Annotated in this window: 19 protein-coding genes; 5 read left to right on the forward strand and 14 right to left on the reverse strand. The window is 68.5% G+C overall.

Features of this window, described 5'->3' with window-relative positions; all coding sequences use genetic code 11:
- Positions 1 to 605: 605 nt before the first annotated feature.
- On the forward strand, positions 606 to 1,808 hold the full coding sequence (locus tag ACFVM3_RS36920; protein WP_378444508.1) for a sensor histidine kinase: 1,203 nt from the start codon (positions 606 to 608) through the stop codon (positions 1,806 to 1,808).
- Positions 1,809 to 1,815: 7 nt separating this feature from the next.
- On the opposite strand, the gene ACFVM3_RS36925 is transcribed toward ACFVM3_RS36920, so the two are convergent.
- The 8 genes from ACFVM3_RS36925 to ACFVM3_RS36960 form a co-directional block, all read right to left on the reverse strand.
- Positions 1,816 to 2,157, reverse strand: a complete 342-nt coding sequence (locus tag ACFVM3_RS36925) for an RNA polymerase-binding protein RbpA (protein ID WP_034311760.1) — start codon at positions 2,155 to 2,157, stop codon at positions 1,816 to 1,818.
- A gap of 65 nt (positions 2,158 to 2,222) precedes the next feature.
- Complete coding sequence (secG, locus tag ACFVM3_RS36930; protein WP_016333144.1) at positions 2,223 to 2,453, reverse strand: preprotein translocase subunit SecG; 231 nt, start codon at positions 2,451 to 2,453, stop codon at positions 2,223 to 2,225.
- Between the two features lie 139 nt (positions 2,454 to 2,592).
- Complete coding sequence (gene tpiA, locus ACFVM3_RS36935; protein WP_378444509.1) at positions 2,593 to 3,378, reverse strand: triose-phosphate isomerase; 786 nt, start codon at positions 3,376 to 3,378, stop codon at positions 2,593 to 2,595.
- Positions 3,378 to 4,586 carry a phosphoglycerate kinase gene (locus tag ACFVM3_RS36940; RefSeq protein ID WP_378444522.1) on the reverse strand — a complete coding sequence of 403 codons (1,209 nt, stop codon included), beginning with the start codon at positions 4,584 to 4,586 and terminating at the stop codon, positions 3,378 to 3,380. The genes tpiA and ACFVM3_RS36940 overlap by 1 nt, the downstream gene beginning before the upstream one ends.
- 9 nt (positions 4,587 to 4,595) lie before the next feature.
- Positions 4,596 to 5,600 carry a type I glyceraldehyde-3-phosphate dehydrogenase gene (gene gap, locus ACFVM3_RS36945; RefSeq protein WP_378444510.1) on the reverse strand — a complete coding sequence of 335 codons (1,005 nt, stop codon included), beginning with the start codon at positions 5,598 to 5,600 and terminating at the stop codon, positions 4,596 to 4,598.
- Between the two features lie 178 nt (positions 5,601 to 5,778).
- Positions 5,779 to 6,966: a winged helix DNA-binding domain-containing protein gene (locus tag ACFVM3_RS36950; RefSeq protein ID WP_378444511.1), complete on the reverse strand. Its 1,188-nt coding sequence runs from the start codon at positions 6,964 to 6,966 to the stop codon at positions 5,779 to 5,781.
- Between the two features lie 168 nt (positions 6,967 to 7,134).
- Positions 7,135 to 8,397, reverse strand: coding sequence for an acyltransferase family protein (locus tag ACFVM3_RS36955; RefSeq protein ID WP_378444512.1), 1,263 nt, complete (start codon positions 8,395 to 8,397; stop codon positions 7,135 to 7,137).
- On the reverse strand, positions 8,390 to 11,488 hold the full coding sequence (locus ACFVM3_RS36960) for a glycosyltransferase (RefSeq protein ID WP_378444513.1): 3,099 nt from the start codon (positions 11,486 to 11,488) through the stop codon (positions 8,390 to 8,392). The genes ACFVM3_RS36955 and ACFVM3_RS36960 overlap by 8 nt, the downstream gene beginning before the upstream one ends.
- 380 nt (positions 11,489 to 11,868) lie before the next feature.
- Here ACFVM3_RS36960 and ACFVM3_RS36965 point away from each other — a divergent pair, with 380 nt between their 5' ends.
- A complete protein-coding gene (locus tag ACFVM3_RS36965) occupies positions 11,869 to 12,474 on the forward strand; it encodes a YiiX/YebB-like N1pC/P60 family cysteine hydrolase (RefSeq protein ID WP_378444514.1) in 606 nt (201 codons plus the stop codon).
- A 71-nt stretch (positions 12,475 to 12,545) separates the two neighbouring features.
- Positions 12,546 to 13,775 (forward strand): hypothetical protein, encoded by a 1,230-nt coding sequence (locus ACFVM3_RS36970; RefSeq protein WP_378444515.1) that lies wholly within the window; start codon positions 12,546 to 12,548, stop codon positions 13,773 to 13,775.
- A gap of 436 nt (positions 13,776 to 14,211) precedes the next feature.
- On the opposite strand, the gene ACFVM3_RS36975 is transcribed toward ACFVM3_RS36970, so the two are convergent.
- Positions 14,212 to 14,634: a nitroreductase family deazaflavin-dependent oxidoreductase gene (locus ACFVM3_RS36975; protein ID WP_378444516.1), complete on the reverse strand. Its 423-nt coding sequence runs from the start codon at positions 14,632 to 14,634 to the stop codon at positions 14,212 to 14,214.
- An 87-nt stretch (positions 14,635 to 14,721) separates the two neighbouring features.
- On the opposite strand from ACFVM3_RS36975, the gene ACFVM3_RS36980 reads away from it, so the two are divergent.
- Positions 14,722 to 15,660, forward strand: coding sequence for an AraC family transcriptional regulator (locus ACFVM3_RS36980; RefSeq protein WP_378444517.1), 939 nt, complete (start codon positions 14,722 to 14,724; stop codon positions 15,658 to 15,660).
- Here ACFVM3_RS36980 and ACFVM3_RS36985 read toward each other — a convergent pair.
- The 5 genes from ACFVM3_RS36985 to ACFVM3_RS37005 are packed head-to-tail and all read right to left on the reverse strand — an operon-like array spanning position 15,644 to position 23,077.
- Positions 15,644 to 16,057, reverse strand: a complete 414-nt coding sequence (locus ACFVM3_RS36985) for a type II toxin-antitoxin system VapC family toxin (protein WP_378444518.1) — start codon at positions 16,055 to 16,057, stop codon at positions 15,644 to 15,646. The genes ACFVM3_RS36980 and ACFVM3_RS36985 overlap by 17 nt on opposite strands.
- Complete coding sequence (locus tag ACFVM3_RS36990) at positions 16,047 to 16,313, reverse strand: type II toxin-antitoxin system Phd/YefM family antitoxin (protein ID WP_378444519.1); 267 nt, start codon at positions 16,311 to 16,313, stop codon at positions 16,047 to 16,049. Before ACFVM3_RS36990 ends, ACFVM3_RS36985 begins: the two co-directional genes overlap by 11 nt.
- Before the next feature lie 47 nt (positions 16,314 to 16,360).
- The gene (locus ACFVM3_RS36995; protein WP_378444520.1) at positions 16,361 to 20,827 is read right to left on the reverse strand and encodes a hypothetical protein; all 4,467 of its coding nucleotides are present in this window, start codon (positions 20,825 to 20,827) and stop codon (positions 16,361 to 16,363) included.
- 10 nt (positions 20,828 to 20,837) lie between these two features.
- Entirely contained in the window at positions 20,838 to 21,578 is a 741-nt protein-coding gene (locus ACFVM3_RS37000) for a hypothetical protein (RefSeq protein ID WP_046199931.1), read from the reverse strand.
- A gap of 47 nt (positions 21,579 to 21,625) precedes the next feature.
- Entirely contained in the window at positions 21,626 to 23,077 is a 1,452-nt protein-coding gene (locus ACFVM3_RS37005) for a hypothetical protein (RefSeq protein WP_378444523.1), read from the reverse strand.
- Between the two features lie 109 nt (positions 23,078 to 23,186).
- Between ACFVM3_RS37005 and ACFVM3_RS37010 the strand changes: the two genes are divergently transcribed.
- Complete coding sequence (locus tag ACFVM3_RS37010; RefSeq protein ID WP_378444521.1) at positions 23,187 to 23,624, forward strand: PPOX class F420-dependent oxidoreductase; 438 nt, start codon at positions 23,187 to 23,189, stop codon at positions 23,622 to 23,624.
- Positions 23,625 to 23,717 lie beyond the last annotated feature (93 nt).

The raw sequence follows: 23,717 nt of genomic DNA on the forward strand, positions 1-23,717 counted from the left end.
CCCCTCGGCTGAGCCGAGGGGAAGGGGGCCTTCACACGCTCCAAGGCGGTTTCCGGCGAGGTCCCCAAGGCGTAACTCGCGTGATCAGAGCCGTAACTCGCGTGCTTGGACACGTAACTCGCGTGATGGGACGAGTTACGTCTTCAATACGGCTCTGGACACGCGAGTCACGACTCTGATCACGACCCGGCGGGCGCGGTAGTGACACCCCCATGGCGGAAGTCCGGGACGATCTCCTTCCCTACCCTGAAGGTAGTGAAGAAGGCGTTCCCGACATCACGCCTTCCGTAACCGTCTGGGGGCGGAAAGTGACAAAGATCAACTCTTGCCGGCTTTGGCATCAGAGACGGTCCGTTCACGCGTCGGAACGATCAACGGACCACCGAGCCCGGGTGGTCCGGTCCGCGCCTTGACCGACCGAACGTTCATGCACTTGTCCGCAGAGCGGACAGTGACCGGACAGTCGCTAGCCCGACTGGGGGAAACTTACCCCCCTTGTACATCCACCCGTTAGCATCCGCACATTTGTTCGTTCCTGCGCGTCCCGATCGGGCGAAGAACACGTCTCACCATCCAAGTCCACAAGACGAGTGAGGTCGCCAGCGATGAGCACAGAGGGTCTCTCGATGCCAGGTATCTCGGTGGGCGGCTCCGGAGCGGACGCCGCCGACCGGATGCGCCGTGCCGCCGGGGTCATGTCGTTCGCCAAGATCAAACGCCCGGCGCTGGTCGCGCTGGGCATCGACACACTCGCGATCTTCCTTGCCGCGCTCGATGTGTGGCTGGTGATCCCCGAAAAGGCTCAGCCGTACTCGATCTACCTGTCCGGCGCCGCGTGCCTCGGCCTCGCCTTCCGGCGCAAGCTGCCGTTCCTCGCGGTGATCGTCACCGTCCCCGGGTTCCTGGCAGGCTGGTCGCAGCTGGCCGCGATGATCGCGCTCGGCTTCCTCGCCACCCGCAAACAGATGCACTGGCAGACCTGGACCGGGTTCGCGCTCGTCTTCACCTGCCGGTTCGTCCAGTGGCCGCTGGCCGACTTCGTCGAGCTCAGCTGGCGCGAGCACGTTCTGGACGGCATCTACGGCGTCATCGTCGCCGGGATGCCGGTGGCCATCGGCCTGCTCATCGGAGCGCGGACCGAGATCTCGCAGAAGCTGTCCGAACTCGCCGCCAGCCGCGACCGAGAGCGCCGGTTCCACGCCGACGCCGTGCGCGCGGAAGAGCGTGCCCGCCTCGCGCGGGAGATGCACGACGTCGTCTCGCACCAGATCACACTGATCGCGATGCAGGCCGGCGCGCTGCAGGCGCAGACCACCGACGCCCGCTCGCTCGAAACCGCGCAGGTCATCCGGAAGTTGAGCACCAAAACGCTCGAAGAGCTGCGCTCACTCGTGAGCGTGCTGCGCTCGGGCTCCGATGACGACGGGCCCCGGCCGGGTATCAACGAACTCGACCGGCTGATCCGCGGCTCGGACGTCCCGGTGCATCTGACCGTCGAGCGGATCCCCGAACTCCTGCCCAGCCAGGTTTCGGCGGCGGCCTACCGGACCGTGCAGGAATGCCTGACCAACGTGCACAAGCACGCGCCCGGCGCCACCGCGACCATCCGGATCCAGGGCGAGCACGGTTCGCTCAAGGTCGAAATACGCAACGAGCGCGCCCGGACCCCCGGTGCGTCCCTGCCCTCGGGAGGGCACGGGCTGACCGGGCTGGCCGAACGCGCTCGACTGCTGGGTGGGAGCTTCGAGACCGCCGACACCGAGGACGGCGGGTTCCGGGTGCGTGCCCGGTACCCGCTCGACCGGTGAACGGAGGCTAGATCTCCCGGCGCTGGCGCAACCGCTCCAGCGCCTCGGCGAGGATGGCCTCGCCGTCGGCGTCGGAACGCCGTTCCTTCACGTACGCGAGGTGAGTCTTGTAAGGCTCGGTCCGCGGCGCGGCAGGAGGGTTCTTCTCGTCCTGCCCACCGGGGAGCCCGCAGCGCGGGCAGTCCCACTCGTCGGGAATCTCCGCGTCCATCGAGAACGAGGGCTGTGCCTCGTGCCCGTTGGCGCACCAGTAGGAAATGCGGCGCCGCGGCGCCGACTCACCCCGTTCCGATTCGCCCGAAGGACCGGCACCCACACGGGTGCCCCGAATCGCGTTACCGCCAACCATGAATCCTCACACCTATAGGGATCGGCGGCGCGCCCCCCATAGGCACGCCGAAACACCTGGATCGATCAGACCTTGAGCAGGAGCCCGAGGCCGATGATGCTGATCAGCCACACCGCGCCCAGCAGCAGCGTGATCCGGTCGAGGTTCTTCTCGGCCACGCTCGAGCCGGAGAGGCTCGACTGCATACCGCCACCGAACAGCGAAGACAGACCGCCACCACGGCCGCGGTGCAGCAACACGGCGACCACCAGCAGCACGCTGGAGGCGATCAACAGGATTTGCAGGAACAGCTTCATGTCATCCTCTGCGCTCTTGGAGAATGCAGGAAAACGGTGTGCACAGGCGGCTCATGGCCACCAGGACACACCGTACTCCTGGACTCGTCCACTGCTGTGTGACGGACCGGATACCCAGGTTACCCGGTAGGTGCCCCGATCAGGGCAGGGGCCCGCCCGCGGCGAGTGCGCAGAGTTTGGTGAACTCGTCACCATCCAGGCTGGCACCACCGACGAGCGCACCATCGATGTTCTCGCAGGCGACGAGGTCACTGATGTTGTTGGCCTTGGCCGAGCCCCCGTAGAGCACACGTACAAGCGATGCGGTTTCAACGCCGTACTTCTCGGCGAGGGTGGCGCGGATGGCTCCGCACACCTCCTCGGCGTCCTGCGGGGTCGCGACCTTGCCGGTCCCGATGGCCCACACGGGCTCGTAGGCGACGACGACGTCCTTGACCTGCTCGGCCTTGAGCCCCTTGAGGCCTTCGACCAGCTGGGCCGTGGTGTGGGCGATGTGCTCGCCCGCCTCGCGGACCTCGAGCTTCTCCCCCACGCACAGGATCGGCTTGATGCCGTGCTTGAGCGCGGCCTTGACCTTCTTGTTCACCAGTTCGTCGGTCTCGCCGTGGTACTCACGCCGCTCCGAGTGCCCGACGGTGACGAAGCTGCATCCCAGCTTCGCCAGCATCGGACCCGACACGTCACCGGTGTAGGCACCGGAGTCGTGCGGCGACAGGTCCTGGGCGCCGTAGGTGAGCGACAGCTTGTCGCCGTCGGTCAGCGTCTGGACGCTGCGGATGTCGGTGAACGGCGGCAGGACCGCGACGTCGACCTTCGCGTAGTACTTCTCCGGCAGGGCGAAGGCGATCTTCTGAACCAGCGCGATGGCTTCGAGGTGGTTCTGGTTCATCTTCCAGTTGCCGGCGATGAGCGGTTTGCGCGCCACTAGTCGTTCTCTCCCAGCACAGCGACTCCGGGCAGTTCCTTGCCCTCCAGGTACTCCAGCGACGCGCCGCCGCCGGTCGAGATGTGCGAGAAGCCGTCCTCGGGAAGGCCGAGCTGACGCACGGCAGCGGCGGAGTCTCCCCCGCCGACCACGGTGAAGGCGTCGCTCTTGACCAGCGCCTCGGCCACGGCACGGGTGCCGCCGGCGAAGGACTCGAACTCGAACACGCCCATCGGGCCGTTCCAGAACACGGTCGCCGCGTCGGCCAGCTTGCCCGCGAACAGTTCCCGCGACTTCGGGCCGATGTCGAGCCCCATGCGCTCGGCCGGGATGTCCTTCGCGTCGACGACGTCGAACTCCGCGTCGGCGGCGAAGCCCGTCGCGGCCAGGACGTCCACCGGCAGGATCAGCTCGACGCCGCGCTTCTCCGCCTCGGCGAGGAAACCGCGGACCTGCTCCAGCTGGTCCTCCTGCAGCAGCGAGTTCCCGACCTCGTGGCCCTGGGCCTTGAGGAAGGTGTACGCCATGCCGCCGCCGATGAGCAGCCTGTCCACCTTGGTCAGCAGGTTCGCGATGACACCCAGCTTGTCCGACACCTTCGCGCCGCCGAGGACGACGACGTACGGCCGAGCCAAGTCCTCGGTGAGCTTCTTGAGGACGTCGACCTCCGCCAGCACGAGCCCGCCCGCGTACGCCGGAAGCGCCCGCGCGATCTCGTAGACCGAGGCCTGCTTGCGGTGCACGACACCGAAACCGTCGGAGACGAACGCGCCGCCCGGGACGAGCGCGGCCAGCTCGGCGGCCAGTTCCTGACGCTCGGCCTCGACCTTGCTGGTCTCGCGCGCGTCGAAACGCACGTTCTCCAGCAGGGCCACCTGGCCGTCGGTCAGGCCCGCGACGGTGGCCTTGGCGGACTCGCCGACCAGGTCACCGGCCAGCGGGACGTCGACGCCGAGGAGCTCGGTGAGCTTCGCGGCGACGGGCGCGAGCGAGAACTTCGGGTCCGGCTCGCCCTTGGGACGGCCGAGATGCGCCGTGACGACCACCTTCGCGCCCGCCTCGGCGAGGCGCTTGAGGGTCGGCAGGGCCGCGCGAACGCGGCCGTCGTCGGTGATGGTCTCCCCGTCGAGCGGGACGTTCAGGTCGGATCGCACGAGTACGAACCGGCCCGAGACGTCCTCGCCCAGCAGGTCTTCGAGGTTCTTCAGCGCCATGGCTCAGGAGAGCTTGGTGCCGACGAGCTTGACGAGGTCGGCGAGGCGGTTGGAGTAGCCCCACTCGTTGTCGTACCAGCCGACGACCTTGACCTGGTTGCCGATGACCTTGGTCAGCGGCGCGTCGTAGATGCAGGACGCCGGGTCGGTGACGATGTCGGCCGAAACGATCGGGTCGTCGCTGTAGCGCAGGATGCCGGCCAGGGGGCTCTCGGCGGCGGCCTTGTACGCGGCGTTGATCTCCTCGAGGGTCGCGCTCTTGGTCAGCGTGACGGTGAGGTCGGTGGCCGAACCGGTCGGGACCGGGACGCGGACCGCGTAACCGTCGAGCTTGCCGTTGAGCTCCGGCAGGACGAGGCCGATGGCCTTGGCGGCACCGGTCGAGGTCGGGACCATGCTCAGCGCGGCGGCGCGGGCACGGCGCAGATCCTTGTGCGGCGCGTCCTGCAGGTTCTGGTCCTGCGTGTACGCGTGGATCGTGGTCATCAGGCCCTGCTCGATGCCGAAGGCGTCGTTGAGGACCTTGGCCAGCGGGCCGAGGCAGTTGGTGGTGCAGGACGCGTTCGAGATGATCGTCTGCGAACCGTCGTACTTGTCGTCGTTGACGCCGAGCACCACGGTCAGGTCCTCGCCCTTGGCGGGCGCGGAGATGATGACCTTCTTGGCGCCACCGGCGATATGCGCCTTGGCGGCGTCGCCGTTGGTGAAGAAACCGGTCGACTCGACGACGACGTCCACGCCGAGGTCGCCCCACGGCAGGTTGGCCGGGTCGCGCTCGGCGAGGGCCTTGATCGTCTTGCCGTCGACGACGATGCCTTCGTCGCTGACACTGACCTCGCCAGGGAAACGGCCGAGGATGGAGTCGTACTTGAGCAGGTGGGCCATGGTGGCGACGTCGCCGAGGTCGTTGAACGCGACCACCTCGATGTCGTGACCGGCGGCCTGCACGGCCCGGAAGAAGTTGCGGCCGATGCGGCCGAAGCCGTTGACACCTACGCGAACCGTCACTGCTGCCACTCCCTTGAGACTCGTCCGGGATCGCCCCGGTAAGACGTCCTTTACTCGGGCGCAACCCTAGCGTGCGTGCTCGGGCGACCCTCTTTGCCCTGACGAGACTTCCACCACTCGGTGGGTCAGGTCAAGAATCGATTAAGACCATCGCTACCAGGCCGTCTTGTCGAAACTCTCAGCTTCCCTGTGCTAGCCGTCGCTCCAACGGTGTCCGCATCCGTGGCGTGACTCGCACCTCTCCGAACCACTCGGCCAGGTGGTTCGCCTCCGCTTCGACGGCCCGTTCGACCTCCGCGCCGACGTCCTCCAGGAAGTGGTGGACGACCTCGCCGTCCTGGCGCTGCGCCCAGCCGCCGACGATGCGGCCGTCGGCCCAGACGGTGGGCCCGATGTTGCCGGTGCCGTCGAACAGCGGCGCCTTGTGCGGGCCGAGATACCAGTCGCGTTCGATCCAGCCCATCGACGTCGGATCGAGGGACGGGAGCAGTGCGACCCACGGTTCGGGCTCCTCGACGGGCTCCAGATCGTCGGCGAGGACCACGCCGGGAACGCCGTCGAGGTCCACCTCGGCCGGCTGGATCGCCGCGAGCGCCTTCTTCGTCTGGCCCGCCGTCCAGCCCGTCCACCACCGGAGGTCCGCGATCGGGGCGGGGCCGTAGGCGTAGAGCCACCGCCGGGCGAGCTCGGCCCTGGCGGCGTCTGCGTCCCATTCGGCGAGGCCCTGTGGCAGCCAGCCCGCCATCGGGGCCCAGTAGTACTGGCTGCTGATCCAGCTGCCGCGCGGGCGGCCGCGCACGATGCGGCCGTCGACCGCGAGCTGGAACAGGACACGGCTGGTGACGTTGGCGATCGCCTCGTACGGCTTGCCCTTCGCCATCAGCAGCTGCTGTTTGAGGCGCGGCTCGTCCTCGGACAGCTGCTGTGCCGTGGCGGAACCGCGGGCCTTCAGCGCGCGCTCGGTCGCGTCCTCGACCTCGGCGAGCCAGCGCTCCGGCTCCGGCACGTTCTCCGGATGCCCCTGCGTGCCGAGGTGCTGTTCGAGCAGGCGGCGCTGCTTCTTGGCGATGTCGGCGGAACAGGCGGCCTGCACGAGCGCCGCGTTCTCGTGGCCGAGGACGAAGACCGTGCGGCGCATGCCGAGCATCCGGATCAGCGTGCGCTCCTCGTAGAGCGCGCTTTCCAGCTCGGCGACGCCGTCGCCCTTGACGCGCGCCCACGCCGACAGGTGCACCGACGCCGGGTCGGTGGCGTGCAGCGCGACGACCGCGTCCGCGGCGGCGTGCACCGACTCGGCGGGCGTGGTGAGGCGATGGCGCGTCGCGAGGCGGGCGCGGCGCTGCCGGACGTCGATCTTGGGGGTCACGGAGCGTTCCTACCACCGGCCCCCGACAAAACTCCCGGATCGGTGTGTGAGGGCCACGGTGAAGTACGTGATGGCCCCCTTCGTGTACATAGGCGCAAGGAAGGGGGCCATCATGTACTTGGGTCGACGCGGGCAGTGAGTCGGCGACGAGCGGCTGCACGCCCGCCGTCAGTTCCGGTGCTCCCGGCCGTGGGCCAGTGGCGGCACCGGCGCCCCGGACCGCGGCTCGAAGCGAGCGGCCCGCGGACGCCGCGCCTGCGGGTGAGGCGACGGCACGGGAGCGACGGCCGGAATCACCTGGGTGATCTCGGTGTCCGGATGCGGCGCGGGTCTTCCCTTGCCGGGCCGGGGTTCGCCCGGTACCCGGAGGTAGATCCGCAGCTTCTGGGTCGGCCGTTCGATCAGCCGCCAGGACACCACCCCGCAGGCGTACGCGGTGGGCACCGCGAGCACGATCAGCAGGTACGAATTACGGACCCCGGCGAGGGTGTACAGCTGCTGCACCGGCATTCCCCACACGTACATCCCGTAGCTGGGATAGACCCACTGGTCGTAGCCGTCGAGCCGGCGAGGCCAGTGGTACGCCCAGGTGATCGCGCCGTAGCCCGCGGCGATGGGCAGGATGAAGCGCGTCGCGGGTTCGAGGGGCGGGGTGAAGTTCGCGACCAGGTAGAGCGCCACCAGCACGTACGCGACGGCCGGGCGCAACGGGATCAGGTCCCGGTAGCTGTGCAGCAGCATGCCCACGACGAACGCCACCAGGAACGCCACCATCGATCCCAGCGGCACGCTGAACAACGTGCCCGCGTCGCCCTGGAAGCCCACCGAGGCCCCCATGACCCCGTCCGCCACCATGAACGCCAGCAGCAGCGGGAACAGGACGATCCGCCCGCGCGCGAGGCCGCCGACCAGCCCGACGACGAGCACGATCAGATATCCGGTGGTCTCCATCGGGAGCGTCCAGATCGAACCGTTCGCGGAATACGGGTACGGGTTCTCGGTGAACACCCCCGGCAGCAGATGCTGCAACGGGTACAGCATCGCATTGTGCACGACGTAGCCCCACGTGTCGGGATTTCCCCAGTACTCGCGCGGGCTGAGCACCGTCACCAGTGGCCCGATCACGAACGCCGTCACCATGACCACGAACAGCAGCGGTGGCCAGATCCGCAGCACCCGCTTGAGCAGGTAACGCCACCACGAGGAGTCACGCCGCCAGCTGTCCGCGATCTGGTAGCCGCTCATGGCGAAGAAGGCCATGAGCGCGAAGTACCCCAGCGAGATGTTCCAGCTCGACGGCAGGCTGGTGATCCGGCTCGGCTCGATGATCGGGAAACAGTGCTCGAAGACGACCAGGATCGCCCCGAACATCCGCAGCCAGGCGAAACCGGTGTCCGGTTTCGCGTACGTCTTCGCGCCAGGGCTACTCATGGACCACCGGGGCGAGCAGCCCGCTCAGGGTCGCGCGGGCCACCGCCGGCCCGAACTGGTCCGCGACGGCGACCCGGCCCGACTCCGAAAGCCGTTGCCACAACGCGTCGTCGGTGAGCAGGGTGACGATCTTCCCGGCGATCTCTTCGGCCGTCTCACCGGTCAGCACCTCCTCGCCGTCGCGCAGCCGCATACCTTCGAAGGCCAGCGGGGTACCGACCACCGGCACCCCGAAGGCGAGGCTCTCGCCCACTTTTCCCTTGACGCCCGAGCCGAACCGCAGCGGCGCCAAGGCCATCCGCGTGGCGGCGTAATCCGGTTCGAGGTCGGCGACCCAGCCTCGGACGACGACACCGTCACCGGCCAGCGCGTGGATGTCGCCGGTGGGATCGGCGCCGACGAGCTGGAGCTCGGCCGACGGGTATTTCCGCCGCACGGCGGGCCAGATCTCACCGGCCAGCCAGAACGCGGCGTCCCGGTTCGGGCCGTGTTCGAAGCTGCCGACGAACATCGCGCCCGCCCGTCCCTCGGGGCTGGTGGGTTCGCTGCTGAAGGGGTGCACATTGGACAGCACGTCGACCTTGGCCGACGGCACCAGCTTGGCGAGCAGGTCCCGTTCCGCCTCGGACACCACCAGGGTGCGGTCGGCGGACCGGACCAGTGCCAATTCCAGTTCGCGGTACAGCTCGGCACGCCGCCGCAGCATCACCGCGATCGCCGGATCGCCGATCCGCTCGACGAGATCGGCTTCCCTGCCGAGCCGGACGAAGTGCAGATCGACGGTGTCGTAGGCCAGAACCGCCTGTGGCGCGCAGATCTGGATTCGCTCGGCCATATGCCAAGCGACCGTCGGCCGGGACAGCAGTACCAGACTCAAGGCGCTGCCGGCCTCTTCGAGGAACTTCTCGCGGTCGGCCGGTTCGAGCAGAACGGTGACCCCGGCGCGCCTGAGGTCTTCGGTGTATTCCGGCGGCTGGACGTCGTCCATCGGGCAGAACACCACCCGCTGCCCGAGCGCGAGCAACTCGTCCACGAGCCTGCGCATCCGGACCGAGCCGGAATCCTTGTCCGGTGCGGGTACCTGTAGATCGGCGATCAGCACGATGCCGGTGTCACGAGGGGCTTTCCCCGGCATCCGCTGCCGCCCGAGCCACAGCCCCGCCGGGCTCGGCCCGGCGATCTGCCCGGTCAGCGTCTCCGCCCACTTCTCGGCGAACACCAGCCGGTTGGTCTCCTGGAAACGTTTGTGTCCCGAGTTCGGATCCGTGCCGTTCGAGACACCCTCGTGGTGCACCACGACCGCGGCCGGTTCGACCACGGTCCGGAAACCGGCGGCGCGCACCGCGAACGCCAGATCGGTGTCCTCGTAGTACGCGGGCGCGTAACGCTCGTCGAACCGGCCGAGCTGCTCGAAGAGTTCGCGGCGGATCATGATCGCCGCGCCGGAGCAGTAGTCGACGTCGCGGACCGACGCGTAGCGGGCGTCGTCCGGGTCGTCACCGTGGCCGTAGTTCGCCGCGCCGGCGTCCGCCCACACGATCCCGCCGCATTCCTGCAGGGTGCCGTCCGGGTAGACGAGTTTCGCACCCGCCAGGCCGATCCGGTCGTCGCGATAGACCGCCTCGGCGAGCGAGTCGAGCCAGCCGGGCTTCGGCTCGGTGTCATTGTTCAGCAGGACCAGCAGTTCGCCACGGGCTTCGGCGGCGCCGAGGTTGGCGGCCTTCAGGAAACCGACGTTGGTCCCGGTGCGGACCAGCCGTACACCGGGACATTCGGCGAGCACCCGCGCGGACGCGTCTGGCGAGTCGTCGTCGACGACGATGACTTCGAACGGCACCCGCGGGCGCCCTTCCTCGATCGACGCCAGGCACTGCCGTGTGTAGTCCCATTTGCCGTGGACCGGAATGACGACGCTGACCAGCGGTTCGGTACTGGTGGTCACGGCCACCGGTTCGAGGCCGTGCCCCTCCTGCGGGACCACGTCGGTGCGCCCGAGCGCGCGCTCGTAGGCGCTCCGGACCGTGCTGCCCCTCGGCGCGTACTTCTCGATGGCACCCCGGTACTTCTTGACCAGCCGGTTCACCGTGGCCGAATGCCCGTCGCTCAGTGCCGCGTTCTCCGCGGCGAGCCGGGCCACCTCGGCGCTGTACCGCTCGGCGGTCTCGGTCCGCCACGCCAGCCGCGCCGCGTCCAGTTCGGCCTCCCGCCGGAGTTCGGCGACCTCGGCCGTGAGCCGGTCGCGTTCCTCCCGCAGCCGGGCCAGCTCCTCCTCCGCCCCGGCGTGCTTCGATGCTCCTTGTTCCCTCATGGCTCCCAGCAGCGAGAGCTGAGGGTCGAGCAGGGTACCGACGGCCGGGACGGCGTCCAGCGGGCCGTCGGAGGCGATCCCGATGAGGTACGTATACGGGCTGCCGTCGGTGACCGTCCAGCCGTCCTCGCCGTTCCGAGTGAGGCTCTGGTTCAGCGCCGGTCCCGTCGCGTGCGGCTCGCCGGGGTCGGCGGCCAGCAGCGAACCCACCGCGATGTTCTGTCGCAGCACGGCCACGTTCCCGAAATGGCCGCCGAGGAGTGCGCGGAACTCCTCCTCGGTCAATTCCTTGACGTGGAAGGGATTGTCGTTGCCGTGTTCGTGGCGGTAGACCCGGATGTCCGGGGTGCTGCCGAGGAAGACCCCGCCGGGGGCGAGCCGGACGCGAACCAGGCTCATCAGATCGTCGTGTTCGACGACGTGCTCGATGGCTTCGAAGCAGGTGATCACATCGAAGCGGCCGGCGTCGGAAAGCAGTCCCTGGTCGATGATCGACCCCTGGGCGAAGCTGAGGTTCTTCCGCTCCGCGTAAGTGGTTCGCGCGTGTTCGACGGCCGACTCGTCGATGTCGACCCCGACGACCTCGGCGGCGGTCGTGGCCAGCAGCGCCGCGCCGTAACCTTCACCGCTGGCGAGGTCGAGTACGCGCTTGCCGCCGACGAATCGGGCTGCGAGCGCGTACCGGTGGTAGTGCTCGTAGATCATCTGGACGTCCCCGGCCCACGGCACACACCGCTCGCCGGTCCATCCGATCAACCTCCGAGAGTCTTCCGAACCCGCCATGCGCGGGAGGTTACCGGGGACTTGTCGGGGTCTGTACGGGATACCGATACTTCTGGTGGAAAAGTACCGATGTCAGCCACCGCCGAACACTGAGCGCACAGAAGGAGCGACCTACGGTGACCGATCCCGACCGTCCACGCCGGGAACTCAACCTGGGACTGGTGGTGATCGTGGTGCTGTTCATCGTGCTGGAGGCCGCGGTGATCGGTTACCTCGTCACCTCGAACTGATCGACCGGGCTGTCGGGCGTTCACCGGACTCCCGCGTCTCTTCGATCCCGCTACTTTCATCTCTGTCAACAGACCGCGGCCCGCAATTCCGCGCGAACGCGCGATTCGGCTGGTACCGCTGTCCTCTGGTTGAAAGAGTGGGGAAAATCCATGTCCAAGATCGGGAGAATCATCATCTCGTCCGCCGCGACCGCGGCAATGGCGGGAACGGCGATGTTCGGCCTGCTCGCCGCGCCCGCCCAGGCCACGGAAACGGCCGCGCCGAGCGAGATCGGCATCGCCTCCTCCGACGACGGCGCCTGCAAGACGAAGAAGACGGTCGGAAACGCGCGGAACAAGGGAGATATCTTCCACTCCTACGCCAAGACCGCCGTGTTCAAGCACAACCACGTCGGCATCTACTACACGACGAAGACGATCGTGGAAGCGCCCGGCTCGGGTCAGAAGAGCAAGTCCGTCACGGCGTCCACGCTGAAGAAGTGCGGACCCATCTACAAAATGTACGTCGACGTCAAGCAATCAACCCGCAACAAGGCGGCCGACCACGCCTACAACAAGTTCCGCGGCCTGTCCTACGACACGAACTTCGCCGACAACAAGGACAACAGCAACGGCAAGCTGAACTGCTCCGAGCTGGTGTGGAAGGCCTACAAGCACGGCGCCAAGGTGGACTTGGACAGCAACGGCGGGCCGGGCGTCTACCCCGACAACATCAAGGATCACAAGAGCACCGTGGTCTACGCGACCATCAAGTGACGACATCCAGTGAAAGGTGCGGCCCGCCGGGTGCGGGCCGCACCGCCCACCGCCTGAGAGGATCCGGCCCGGTGCGCCTCCCCCGACTCGTCGCGCTCGCTGCCTGCGCGCTCCTGCTCGTGACGGCCTGCGCTTCGCCGGACGACGGAGCGGAGATGACCATCGCCGATCCCGATGTGGTGCAACTCGGCGAAACCGTCGTCGCGTTCTATCTCAGCCCGGACACCTCCGTCGACAACCCGCCGGAAAAGCGGCGGCCCGGCTATCTGGTCCTCGTGCGGGCGGACGGCGGCACACGGCTGATCGAGACCGGCGGCATGACCGAGTCGCATATCGCGTGGTCGGAGACCGGGCTGTTCTTCAGCGACGAAACTCGCGACTACATCCTCGGCAAGGATCGCCTGGTCAGCTTCGAGAACAAAAAAGCAGGGCACCAGCAGTCGGCCTTCGCCTTGCCCGGCGACAAGGGATTCCTCGCAGTCTACAACGAAGGTTTCTCCGAATCCGGCTACACCAATCAGGTTGCCGTCACCACTTCGACCGGTTCCCGGCTCTACCGGGTCGAAGGAAACTACTTCATGAACGCGTTGTGCGGCGGTGTCCTCAATGGAATCGCCACCGACGGCGGCGCTCATTCCGCGGATTCGGCCAAGATTCCCGGCCTGCGCTCGAAGGTCGATCCCAGTGCGCAGCCGGAACTGCTTTCCCAGCTTTATCCGGCGACCGAAGGAAAGGAAAAGGTCCTCGCCTGGCGAGGAGTCTTCGACGCGGGAGACCACAATCGTCACGTGCCCTGTCACGACGGTGTCATCACGTTCCTTTCCGATTACACCGACGCCGATGGCAAGCCCCGGATGACCATCGTTTCGTGGAACACCGGCACCGGTAAGTACACCGAACAGCCCCTCGTCGACGCCGAGGGACGCCCCATCACCGAGAGACTGGTCGACCCCGAGACGTTCTCCCAGAAGACGTACGACGCCAAGGCCGTGCGGGAAGGCCGCCTCGAATGGCTCGCCGCCGACGGCCGGATCATGAGTACCGGGATCGCCTCCGGCGTCACCGCGCCGCGGTTCGACACCGGGTTCACCTCGGACAGCGATTCGTCCAGCCAGGCGGTCTTCACGGACCGGTCGATAAACCTGGTCCAGGAGAGGTTCGATGGCAAGACCCCCGTCAAGATCAAGCGGCTCGATCGCGTCACCGGGAACCTGATCACCGAAATCACCGTACCCGGACTGGCGGAACGGTTCGGCGTCCAGTTCAACCTGCGCGGTATGGCCGTTCCTCCGTCGTCGTGACTCAGGTTGTCTCGACCCGGCCAGATGGCTCCCCGGTGCCCTGTCCGCGAAGACCTCCTTGGCGGATCCGGCTTTGTTCACCTACCAGTGGTCGGCGGTCGAGTGCCCCCAATGTGGCATGGGGACACTGAGCGTCTCCGATGCCACATTGGGAGCACCGCCCACAGGATCGAGAACCTCGTCAACCGCGTCCTGTGCTGTCTCGGAACCGATGGAGCTGCGACTCTGGGTAGTAGGCGAGTCCGCGGCGGCCTCGGCAATCGCCACCTGCGCCCCACAGACACCAGCAGTCACAGCGACCGCGCGTGAAGGACCCCTTCCCTCGGCTCAGCGCAGAAACTCGACCTTCACACCTTGCCAAGTACATGAAGGACCCCTTCCTTGCGCCTATGTACAGGAAGGGGTCCTTCATGTACATAGAACCACTCACGACGGGCTAGACCCGCTCCAGCTCGAAGACCGGGATGACGCGGCTGGTCTTGCTCTGGTACTCGGCGAACTGCGGCATGACGGCGGACTGCCTGGCGTAGACCTCGTCGCGCTCCGCGCCTTCGAGCAACCGCGCGCGGACCGGGAAGGTCTCGGTGCCGAGTTCGACCTTCGTGTCCGGGTTGGCCACCAGGTTGTGGAACCACGCCGGGTTGTCGTCGGAGCCGCCCTTGCTCGCGAAGATGAAGATCCGGTCGCCTTCGAGAAGCGGGACGAGCGGCGCGATCCGCTGGGTGCCGGACTTCGCGCCGGTGTGGTGGACGAGGACGAGCGGGTAGCCCTCGAACATGCCACCCGCCTTGCCGCCGGTCTCGCGGAACTCGGCGATCACGGTGCGGTTGATCTGGTCGAAGTCGAACGTGTCAGTCATGACCTCGATCGTATGACGCACTCAGTGACCGCATCTATGCCTGAAGACGCCATGAACATATCCGTTTGTCGCACTATACTCGGCGGCATGGACCTATTGGCCGAAGCGCTCGCCGTGGGCGGCGTCCGTGGCACCGCCGGAGCGCGGATCGAGGCGTCCGGGCCGTGGGGCATCCTCTGGCACGGCATCTCCCGCGCCGCCTTCTACGCCATCACCTGCGGCACGGCCTGGCTGGAACTCGCCGGGCATCCGCCGCGGCAGCTCATGCCCGGCGACGTCGTCCTGCTGCCGAACGGCCCGGAGCACACTCTGCGCAGCGCTCCGGACGTCGCGATCATTCCCAACCTGTGCACGGCGGCGGAGAAGGCGCGGGCCTGCGGCGGCGTGTTGCGCCTCGGTGCCGGCGAGGTGGACACCCACGTCCTCGGCGCGTCCTACGACTACGACCCGGCGGTGTCCACCCAGGTGCTGGCCACCCTGCCGGAACTGGTGCACATCCGCGCGAACCATGTCGGCGGCGGGCTGGACGACACCGTCCGGCTGTTGTCGCGGGAACTGGCCTCCCCGCAGATCGCCACCGAGTTCGTCCTCAACCGGCTCGTCGACATCCTCCTGGTCCAGTTGCTGCGCGCGTGGCGGACCGAGAAACCGGCCGAGGCGCGGGGAACCTGGCTCGGTGTCCTCGGCGACCCGCTGATCAGCGTGGCGCTGGCGAAGATCCACGAGGACCCGGCGAAACCCTGGACCACCGACCTGCTCTCGGCGGAACTCGCGACCTCGCGCAGCACGCTGACCCGCCGCTTCCGCGAGACCACCGGCCGGACGCCCGGCGAGTACCTGACCCAGTGGCGGATGGACCTGGCCGCCGTCCGGCTGCGCGACACCGGCGACACGGTGGACACCATCGCCCGCTCGGTCGGCTACACGTCGGTGTACGCGTTCAGCCGGGCTTTCCGCCGCGCTCGTTGTCAGGCTCCTGGGCAGTACCGGGCCTCGGCTCGGGAAGGCATCACGCCGGCCGGGTGACCGGAACGACGTCGAGAAGATCCTTCAGGCCTTCGAAATCCTGCGGGTTGGTGGTGTACAACGGCATCCGGTGCGCGATGGCCACACTGGCGATCATCAGGTCGGCCACCCGGCGCCGGGGCGTCCTGCCCATCGCGAGCACGGACGCCGACACCCGGCCGAAGATGCGGGCCGCCTCGGTGCCGAACGGCAGTGGATCGAATTCCGATTCCACCCGTTGCAGTAGATCCGTGCGCCGGGCGCGTTCGGCGGGGTCAGCGGCGTAATGCGGACCCGCCGAAAGCTCGGCGAGCGTGATCGTGCTGATCGACATCAGATCCGGTAGCTGGGCGTGATCGATCGACCGCCGGAGAATGAGGATGTTGGTGTCGAGCAGGCCGTGGACCTCAGCGGCCATAGGGATCGTCCGCCTCCCCTTCGAAGGCCTCGTCGAGGTCCGCGCGGAACCTGTCCGGGTCGATGAGCGGAGCGTTCGCCGAGCCGATGGCGAACTGGTCACGGGAAACGGCGTGCCGTCGACACAGCGGGACCAGCTGGGCGATGGGCGAACCACTGCGGGTCACGGTGAAGGACTCACCGTGCTCGACCGCGTCCATGATCTCGCCGGACCGGTTCCGGAGATCACGCTGAGAGATCTCGTGCTGAACGCTCATGAGCACACTATAGCGCTCATGTGCCCCAGTGTGCCACCATGTGCCACCTAGGCGGTCTCCTCCTCGGTCTCCGGCTCATCCGCCGGTCGTGTGAACAGTCGAGTCGCCGAGAGCCGCGCGACGCCGTCCGGCTCACCGAGTTCGTCGGTCGCGTTCCGGATCGTCGCGTCGACGGACAGGTATTTGCGCCCCGCCCGCAGGTCCGCGTCGTTGCGCAACCGCACGATCAGCGGGAACTCGCTCAGCGCGCCGGCGTCGAACAGACCGGTGGTGTAGATCAGCTGGACGCCCAGCGCCTCCGCGACCGCGCGCTGCAGTTCCAGCAGGTAACCCGCCGACGCGCGGCCGATCGGGTTGTCGAGGAACAGCACGCCGGAATGCCGGTTGCGGGCCTTGCCGCGGTTGTTCGCCCGCAGCGCCGCCAAGGTGCAGTACAGGATGATCGCCGCGGTCAGCTGCTGCCCGCCGGAGAACACGTCCCTGATCTCGGAGACACGCTGCCGCTCGGTCCGCAGCACGGAGTCCGGCTTCAGCATGTCGACCCGGAAACCCTTGGGAGCGGCGGCCTGCACTCCGCGCAGCACGAGCGAAAGCCCGTCCCGCTTGACATCCCGGCCGTCGGAGGTCTTCCCCACCGCTGCCTCGTCGACGACCTCGCCCAGTTTCTCGGCGAGCACGTTCTCTTCGAGTTCGGTGAAGCGGATCCGCAGGAACTCCTGGCCCGACCAGTCGCCGAGACCGTCCGGCAGCCGCGAAACCCGTTGCGCCGCACGGAGAGTGCGCAGCGCACCGTCGACCATGCCCTGGAGGCGGGTGATGATGCCGCCGCGGTGCCGGTCGATCTGGGCGAGATCGTCGGTGAGCGTACGCAGCCGGGGCCGCAGCGCCTCCGCCCATTCCGCGGCGTGGGCGGGCAGCTGATCGCGGCGGACCGAGATCACCTGCTGCCGCACCGGCGTGCTGAGCTTCTCGAACCGCTTGTCCGTGGCGTACTGCGCCAGCTGGTCTGCCGCGGCCCGCACCCGGCGGTCACCCGCGTCGGCGGCGTCCTGCGCCTCGGTGAGCGAGGTGTTGAGGCGGGAGTGTTTGGCGCGCGCGGATTCGACATCGCCCTCGAAGGCCGCCACTTCGTCCTCTTTGGACAGAAGGTGCGCCATGGATTCGGCCAGCAGGCCGAAGCCGGACGCGGAGGCTTTCGCCGACTCCAGCGTCGCTTCGGCAGCGGCGCGACGCTCCTGCAGTTCCTCCCATTTCCGCGCGGCGGCTGACACTTCGAGACTCGCCTCGTCGATCAGCTCCAGGCCGTGCTCGATGTCCTTCGGCCGCGCGTCGGAAGCGATCGCGGACGGCTGTTCCGGCACCTGGTTCAGTTCCGCCTTGCGGGTCGCGACGAGCCCGACGATCTCGGTGCGCTCTTCCTCCAGGACCGCGACCGCGCGGTTCGCCCGCGCCTGCGCCGCCGCCCGTGCCGAAGCGTCGGAGCCGTCCGGCGTCTCCAGCAACGCCGATGCCCGCTCGCGGACAGCGTCGTCCAGCGCCTCCACGGCCGCCCGCGCCGAGGCCTCGACACTCTCGGCCTGGTCGAGTTCGGCACGGAGATCGCTGCCGACCTCCACCTTCGCGTACGCCTCGGAAGCCGACGCGAAAGTACGCCGCAACGCGTCCACCGGTTCGGTGGGCACGGGGTCGTTTTCGGTGACGTCACTCGATCCCGGCACCTCGGCCAGTTCCGCCTTCGCGGTCGTCGCCGTGCGCCGGTGCCCGTCGGCGGTGCGCTGCTCCTCGCTCGCCTGCTCACGCAGCCGGGACGCCTTCACCGCGGCTTCGGCCGCCGTCGCCTCCGCCCGTTCGGCGGTTTCGGTCGCGCGTTCGACGTCGTCCGTCCACTCGGGAATCTTCGCGGCGCGCGCGGCGAGGGTTTCGAGTCCGCGGGCCCGCTCCCCCGCCTCTGCCGAAGCCGCGCGCAGTTCGGGGACCCGTTCCCGGAGCCCGGCCGCCTTCTCGCCGAGGCGCTGGAACTCCTTCTCCGCCTGCTCCAACGCGGTCTGCGCGGTTTCGTGCGCGGTGCGCGCGGTCTGGAGCTGCTCGGCCAGTGTCGCGATGCTGCCGGGCGGGTAGTCCTCACGCCAGGTCTTGAGCTTCCACGAAAGGGCGCTGTCGTCGGCCAGCGACGTCGTCAGCGCTTCCAGCCGTCGCTGACGTTCCGCGTGCCGGAGCGCGATGGCCTCGCGCTCGGCGTCGGCGGCCTCTTCGTCGTACATCGCCGGGTTGGGCGGCACGAGGAAAGCGATCCCGGCCTCGTCCGGCAGGCGGTCGGTCGTGGTGGCCTCGGTCGTGGCGACCGGGATGATCGTGGTGGGCAGCAAACGCCGCTCCGCCAGGACCTTTTCGGCGCGCCGGACCTGATCCGGTTCGTTGAGCAGGATCCCCGAAACCAGCTGGGGCGCGCGGGCCAGCACCGCCGCCCGTCGCTTCTTGTCCAAGGTAGACAGATAACGCCAGCCGGACCACGCGTTCATCCCGGCGGCTTCCAGCGCGTCCAAAGCGGCCTGGACCTCTTCGGTGGCGGGTAGGAGGCCGCCCGAGCCGAGCGCGTTCAGTGCGCGTTCGTCGACGGATTCCTCCATCCGCAGCGCGGTCTGTTCCTTTTCCGCCGCCGAACCCGCCTCGCGAAGACGCTCCAGCAACACCGGGAGATCAGTCTCCAGGCTGACGTCGTCCGCGCCGAGGAGTTCACTCAGCCGGGGCTCGACAGCGAGCGCGTCGGTGCGCCGGTTGGCCCGGTCAAGTTCGTCGGCCGCGCGTTCGAGCCTGTCCTTTGTGGACCCAGCGAGCCGGTGCGCGTCGTTGACGGTGGCCTGCGCGGACCGCAGATCCTCCGCGACGCGTTCGAGTTCCTGTTCACGCCGGACGAGTTCGGCGGCGGTCTCTTCGGCCTCGGCCCTGGCCGCACGCGCCGCTTCGGCGACGTCGACACCGGCCTTCAGCGCGCCGGATCGAACGGTTTCCGCGATCTCCTCACGGATTTCGGCGATCCGCGCTCCCAGCCCTCGGGCCTCCGCCCGGCGCGAGGCCGCGAGGTTCGCCGACTCGTCGCGTTCCGCCTGAGCCTTCTCCGCCTCGGCGCGCAGGGCGCCGACATGGGCCTCGGCCTTCGACGCCTGCTCGGTGGCGGTCTTGGCCAGCGCCAGCAGCCCCCGTGCCAGCGCGCCCGCGGCGGCGTTGCGCGCCTGCAGCGCGGGTTGCGCCTTCTGCTCGCGATTCCCCACCAGTTCCCGGAAATCGCGGGCCTTGCGGGAGGCGTTGAGGTGGTTGAGCACGGTGGCGCATTCACGCCAGGCCTCGGCGGCGGTCTTGGCCTCGGCCAGTTCGCCGTCGATCCGCTTCTTGCTCTCCTGTGCCTCCTCGAGCCGCAGTTTCCCGACCAGGCGGCGGAGTTCGGTGACCCCGGCGGTGAGACGGCGGTGGTCGCCCTCGGCCAGTTTCTCCGCGGACTTCACCTCGTCGACGTGCTGTTCGAGCCCGCTCAGCCGCTCGTTCTCGAGCTTGTCGCGCGCGGCGACCTGCCCGGCCAGCGTCCGCATCTCGGCGCGGGCCGCGTCGGCGAGCTTCCGTGACGCGGCGGCGACGCCTTCCTCCTCCGCCAGCGGTGTGAGCAGATCGAGCGCCCCTGCGACGAAATCGCGCTCCGACAACAGCTCCCCGCGCTGGGCAAGGTTGTGTGCGTACGTCGCGACGACCTCGGCGAGATCCTTCGGCTCCTCCTCCGAAAGCACCGCTCGCAGCAGGAACTCGACGAACGCCTCGTCGGTGCTGAACGCGAAGGCGTCCGCTGCCTCGCCCTCACCGGCGTTCATCGCACGCTGGTACCGGAAGAGCTCGGTGTCGAGGCCGAGTCCGTCGAGCCGGGACGTCCATTCGTGATGACGCCGGGTCCAGAACAGCTCCAGTTCCGGCTCGCCGCCGTGCACCTTGTCGAGCTGGTCGTGGAAACCGGACATCGTCAGCAGCCTGCCGTCCGACGTCAGCGGCAGCGAGTCCAGATCGAGCGAGGGCGTCGGCCGGAAGCAGTACCAGGAATCGACGAGGTTCTCCGAATCCGCCGACACCACGTGCCCGCGCCATTCCGACACCTTGCCGGTGATCACCCGGTGACCGGTCTCGACCTGCAGCCACTCCAGCACGACATGCGAGACGTCCTTGGCGGCGACGAACTTCTCCAGCACCTTGGTGTTCGTCGTGCCGACGACCTGGCGGCGGCCGGGCAGCATGACCGAGAAGATCAGCTTGATCAGGACGGATTTGCCACCGCCGTTCTCCAGGAACAGCACGCTCGCCGGCGACGGGCGCCGCGGCGGCCCCTCCCCCGCGAGGTGGATCCCGGCGCTGAACAGCGCGTCCTGTTTGGGGGCGGTGATGGCCGCGCCGACGCCGCTGAAGTCCAGCACGACGTCCTGGTATCGCGCGCCCGCCGGGCCCACCGAGTGCAGGCGAACCCGCGAAAGCTCGTACATCTCGTCCCCTCTAGAGCGTGTCCGACGCGGCAGCGCGCAGCGTCCCGCCGCCGTTGGCGACCGAGACCACGTTCAGTTCCAGCAGATCGTCGAAGGCCGCGTCGGCCGCGAGTTCGCGCACCTGCACCTGATAACGCGGTGTGGTCCGGTAGGTCCCGCCCTGTTCTCCGCTGACCTGCACGAGAAACCCTTGATCGGCGAGGAAACGCAGGGCGCGCGCGACCATGCCGCGCGTGGTGTCCGACGCCAGCCTTCCGTCCTTGGTCGCCGCCGCCGCGGGACGCCGGGCGTAGGCGCGCCAGGCCTGTTCGAGTTCGGGCGCGTCGGCCAGCGGGTCGTTGTTCGCCTCGGCTTCCGCCGCGCGCTCGTCGAGGATCCGGCAGGCCTCCCGCACCATCGCGTCCACCTGCTCGACGCTGACGCGGCCGATGTAGGTGTCGTTGGCGAGATCGTCGGGGCGCGGGTAGCCGAGCGCGGCGGTCGCGAGGTGGACGAGCCCGTGCAGGACCTTTTCGGTCTCGCGGCGTTCGCGGATCTTGCTCTGCCGCGCGTAGCTGTCCATCTTGATCTCGAAAACGGACTCGTCGGTCGCCGCCAGCACGGCACCGGCCTGGAGGTTGACCTCCAGCACCATCAGCCCGAGCCCGGCCGCGACCGCGTGCGTGAGCTGTTTGAACGCCCTGTCCTCGCCGTAGCGCCGGACGAGATCGCCGTACACGACGTCCCGCGACGGCAACTGCTTCGGGCGCATGCCGAAGGAAACCAGCCTGGCCGCGGATTCGACGTCCCCGGTTGTCGTCACGCGACCTCCTCCTCTTCTTCGTGGCGATCGACCGTGGCCGACGAAAGCAGCAGATCCGCTCCGCCGAACTCGGGATCTTCGAGCAGCGTGCCGTCGTCGACGGCCAGCAGCACCTGGCGCTCCCCCTGCCGGAGCGCCGCGCCGACCTCGGGACTGTAGGCGTGCACCGCCCGCAGGGCGACCAGGGCCGGGAGCGCGGGATCGATCCGGCGGGCTTCTTCGACCAGCCCGGACAGCCGCCGCGGCACCTCCGGCAGGTCGAGCAGGTCGTCGGCGAGACGCCACTGCTCGTCGCCGAACCGGTCGGTGACCTCGGCGGGCATGAGTTCGGGTTCGGGGATCTCACCGACGAGCTGGTCGCGTTCGGGGGCGGGCCGCAGCAGCAGCGACACCAGCGACGACAACGACGGCACGGTCGGCGGCGAGATCCCGGCGCCGGCGTGGAAGAACGATTCGGCGGGCGCGACGGCTTCGGCGATCGGCAGGCCCAGCGTCGGCATCAGGAGCTGGCCGAACAGGTCGATCGTCGCGCGCTGCGGCGGCCCGGAGAACTGCTGACGGTCCTGTTCGGCGCGGAACACCGCGCCCGCGTCGGCCAGCCGTGACTGGAGCCGGGTGTGGCGGCGGATGCAGTCACTGACGATGTCGACGAGCTCGGCCGCGCGGCGTTTGCGGTCGAGGTCCTCGGTCTCGTCCCTCGACGCGGTGATGTTCTTGAGGATCGCGTTCTCGGCGCGGAAGCGGGACTCGATATGGGACAGCGCCTGATCCAGCAGGTCCGGGACCTCGCGCTCCCAGTCGACCGCGCGCACGTCACGCCGGGTGGCGTCGAGCTTGGCGCGCAACGTCTCGCCGTACTGGACCGTCCGGTAGCGGGCCTGTTCCGCCGCGAGCTTCGCGTCGGCGAGGCGGCCGCGGTTGATCAGGTTCTCCAGTTTGACCTCGGCCGCGATCTGGGCCGACTCGACGTCGGTGTCCAGCGCGCCGACGAGCACGTTGATCGCCTCGTCGGTGGCGCGCAGGTAGACCTCGCCGTCGGGCGCGGCCAGCTCGACGAGCAGCTTGAAGTCGAACTGGCGGCGCTGGTAACCGCCGCCGGGGCCGATGGAGCCGTAGACGCGGCGGAAACCGCGATCGGTGGTGCCGACGTTGATCAGGTTGTCGAGGACCCACCGGGCGACCTTGGCGTGCTCGTCGGGCGTCCGGCCGGGCGCCTGGAGCGCCACGAACGGCAGTAGCCGCGCGATCACCTGTTCGTGGTCGGCGCCGGTGTCGAAGTCCATCGAGACGGTGACCTGGTCGATCGTGTGCAGGGCGATCTCGGCCATCTGGTAGATCGTGGCGTCCGCCCAGTCCAGCTTCGCCTTGCGCGCGTCGAGGTCGTGCAAGGGCGCGGTGCAGGCCAGCGCCTTGAGGCGGCGGGTCAGCCCCTCGTCGGCCAGCCCCATCCCGGTCAGCTCGTCGTCTCGCACAGCAGGCCAGGCTAGTCGCCGCCCCTCGCACCCCGCACGGGTGACCGGGCTGCCCGGCGCTCCGGGCGGCGGTAGCGTCTGGTTCATGCGTGAAATGAGCCGGGAAGAATGGTGGAAGTTCGCGAGCGAGGGCACGCGGACGGGCATGCTCGGTCTGGTCCGCGCCAACGGGGCGCCGATCGTGACGCCGGTGTGGTTCCTGCTGAACGAGGGGCCGGACGGTGACGAACTGATCTTCACCACCGGCACGGACACCCTCAAGGGGAAGGCGCTGCGGCGCGATCCGCGGCTTTCGCTGGCCGTCGACGACCAGAAGCCGCCGTACTCGTACGTGCAGTTCACCGCCGAAGCCGTGTTGCACTCCGACCTCGACGAGATGCTCGAGTGGGCGACCAGGCTCGGCGGGCGGTACATGGGCGAGGACAAGGCGGAGGCCTACGGCAAGCGGAACGCGGTCCCGGAGGAGTCTTTGGTGCGGGCGCGGATCACGAAGGTGATCGCACGGGCGGATATCGCCGGCTGACACTTCCGTTCTCGCGTGCCTGGGGCGTGGTCGCAGGCTTGAGGGTGTCGCGGAAACCACATTAAAGAAAACAAAATTAACCAAAATGGCTTT

The organism is Amycolatopsis sp. NPDC057786, from assembly GCF_042797905.1.
Taxonomy (GTDB): domain Bacteria; phylum Actinomycetota; class Actinomycetes; order Mycobacteriales; family Pseudonocardiaceae; genus Amycolatopsis.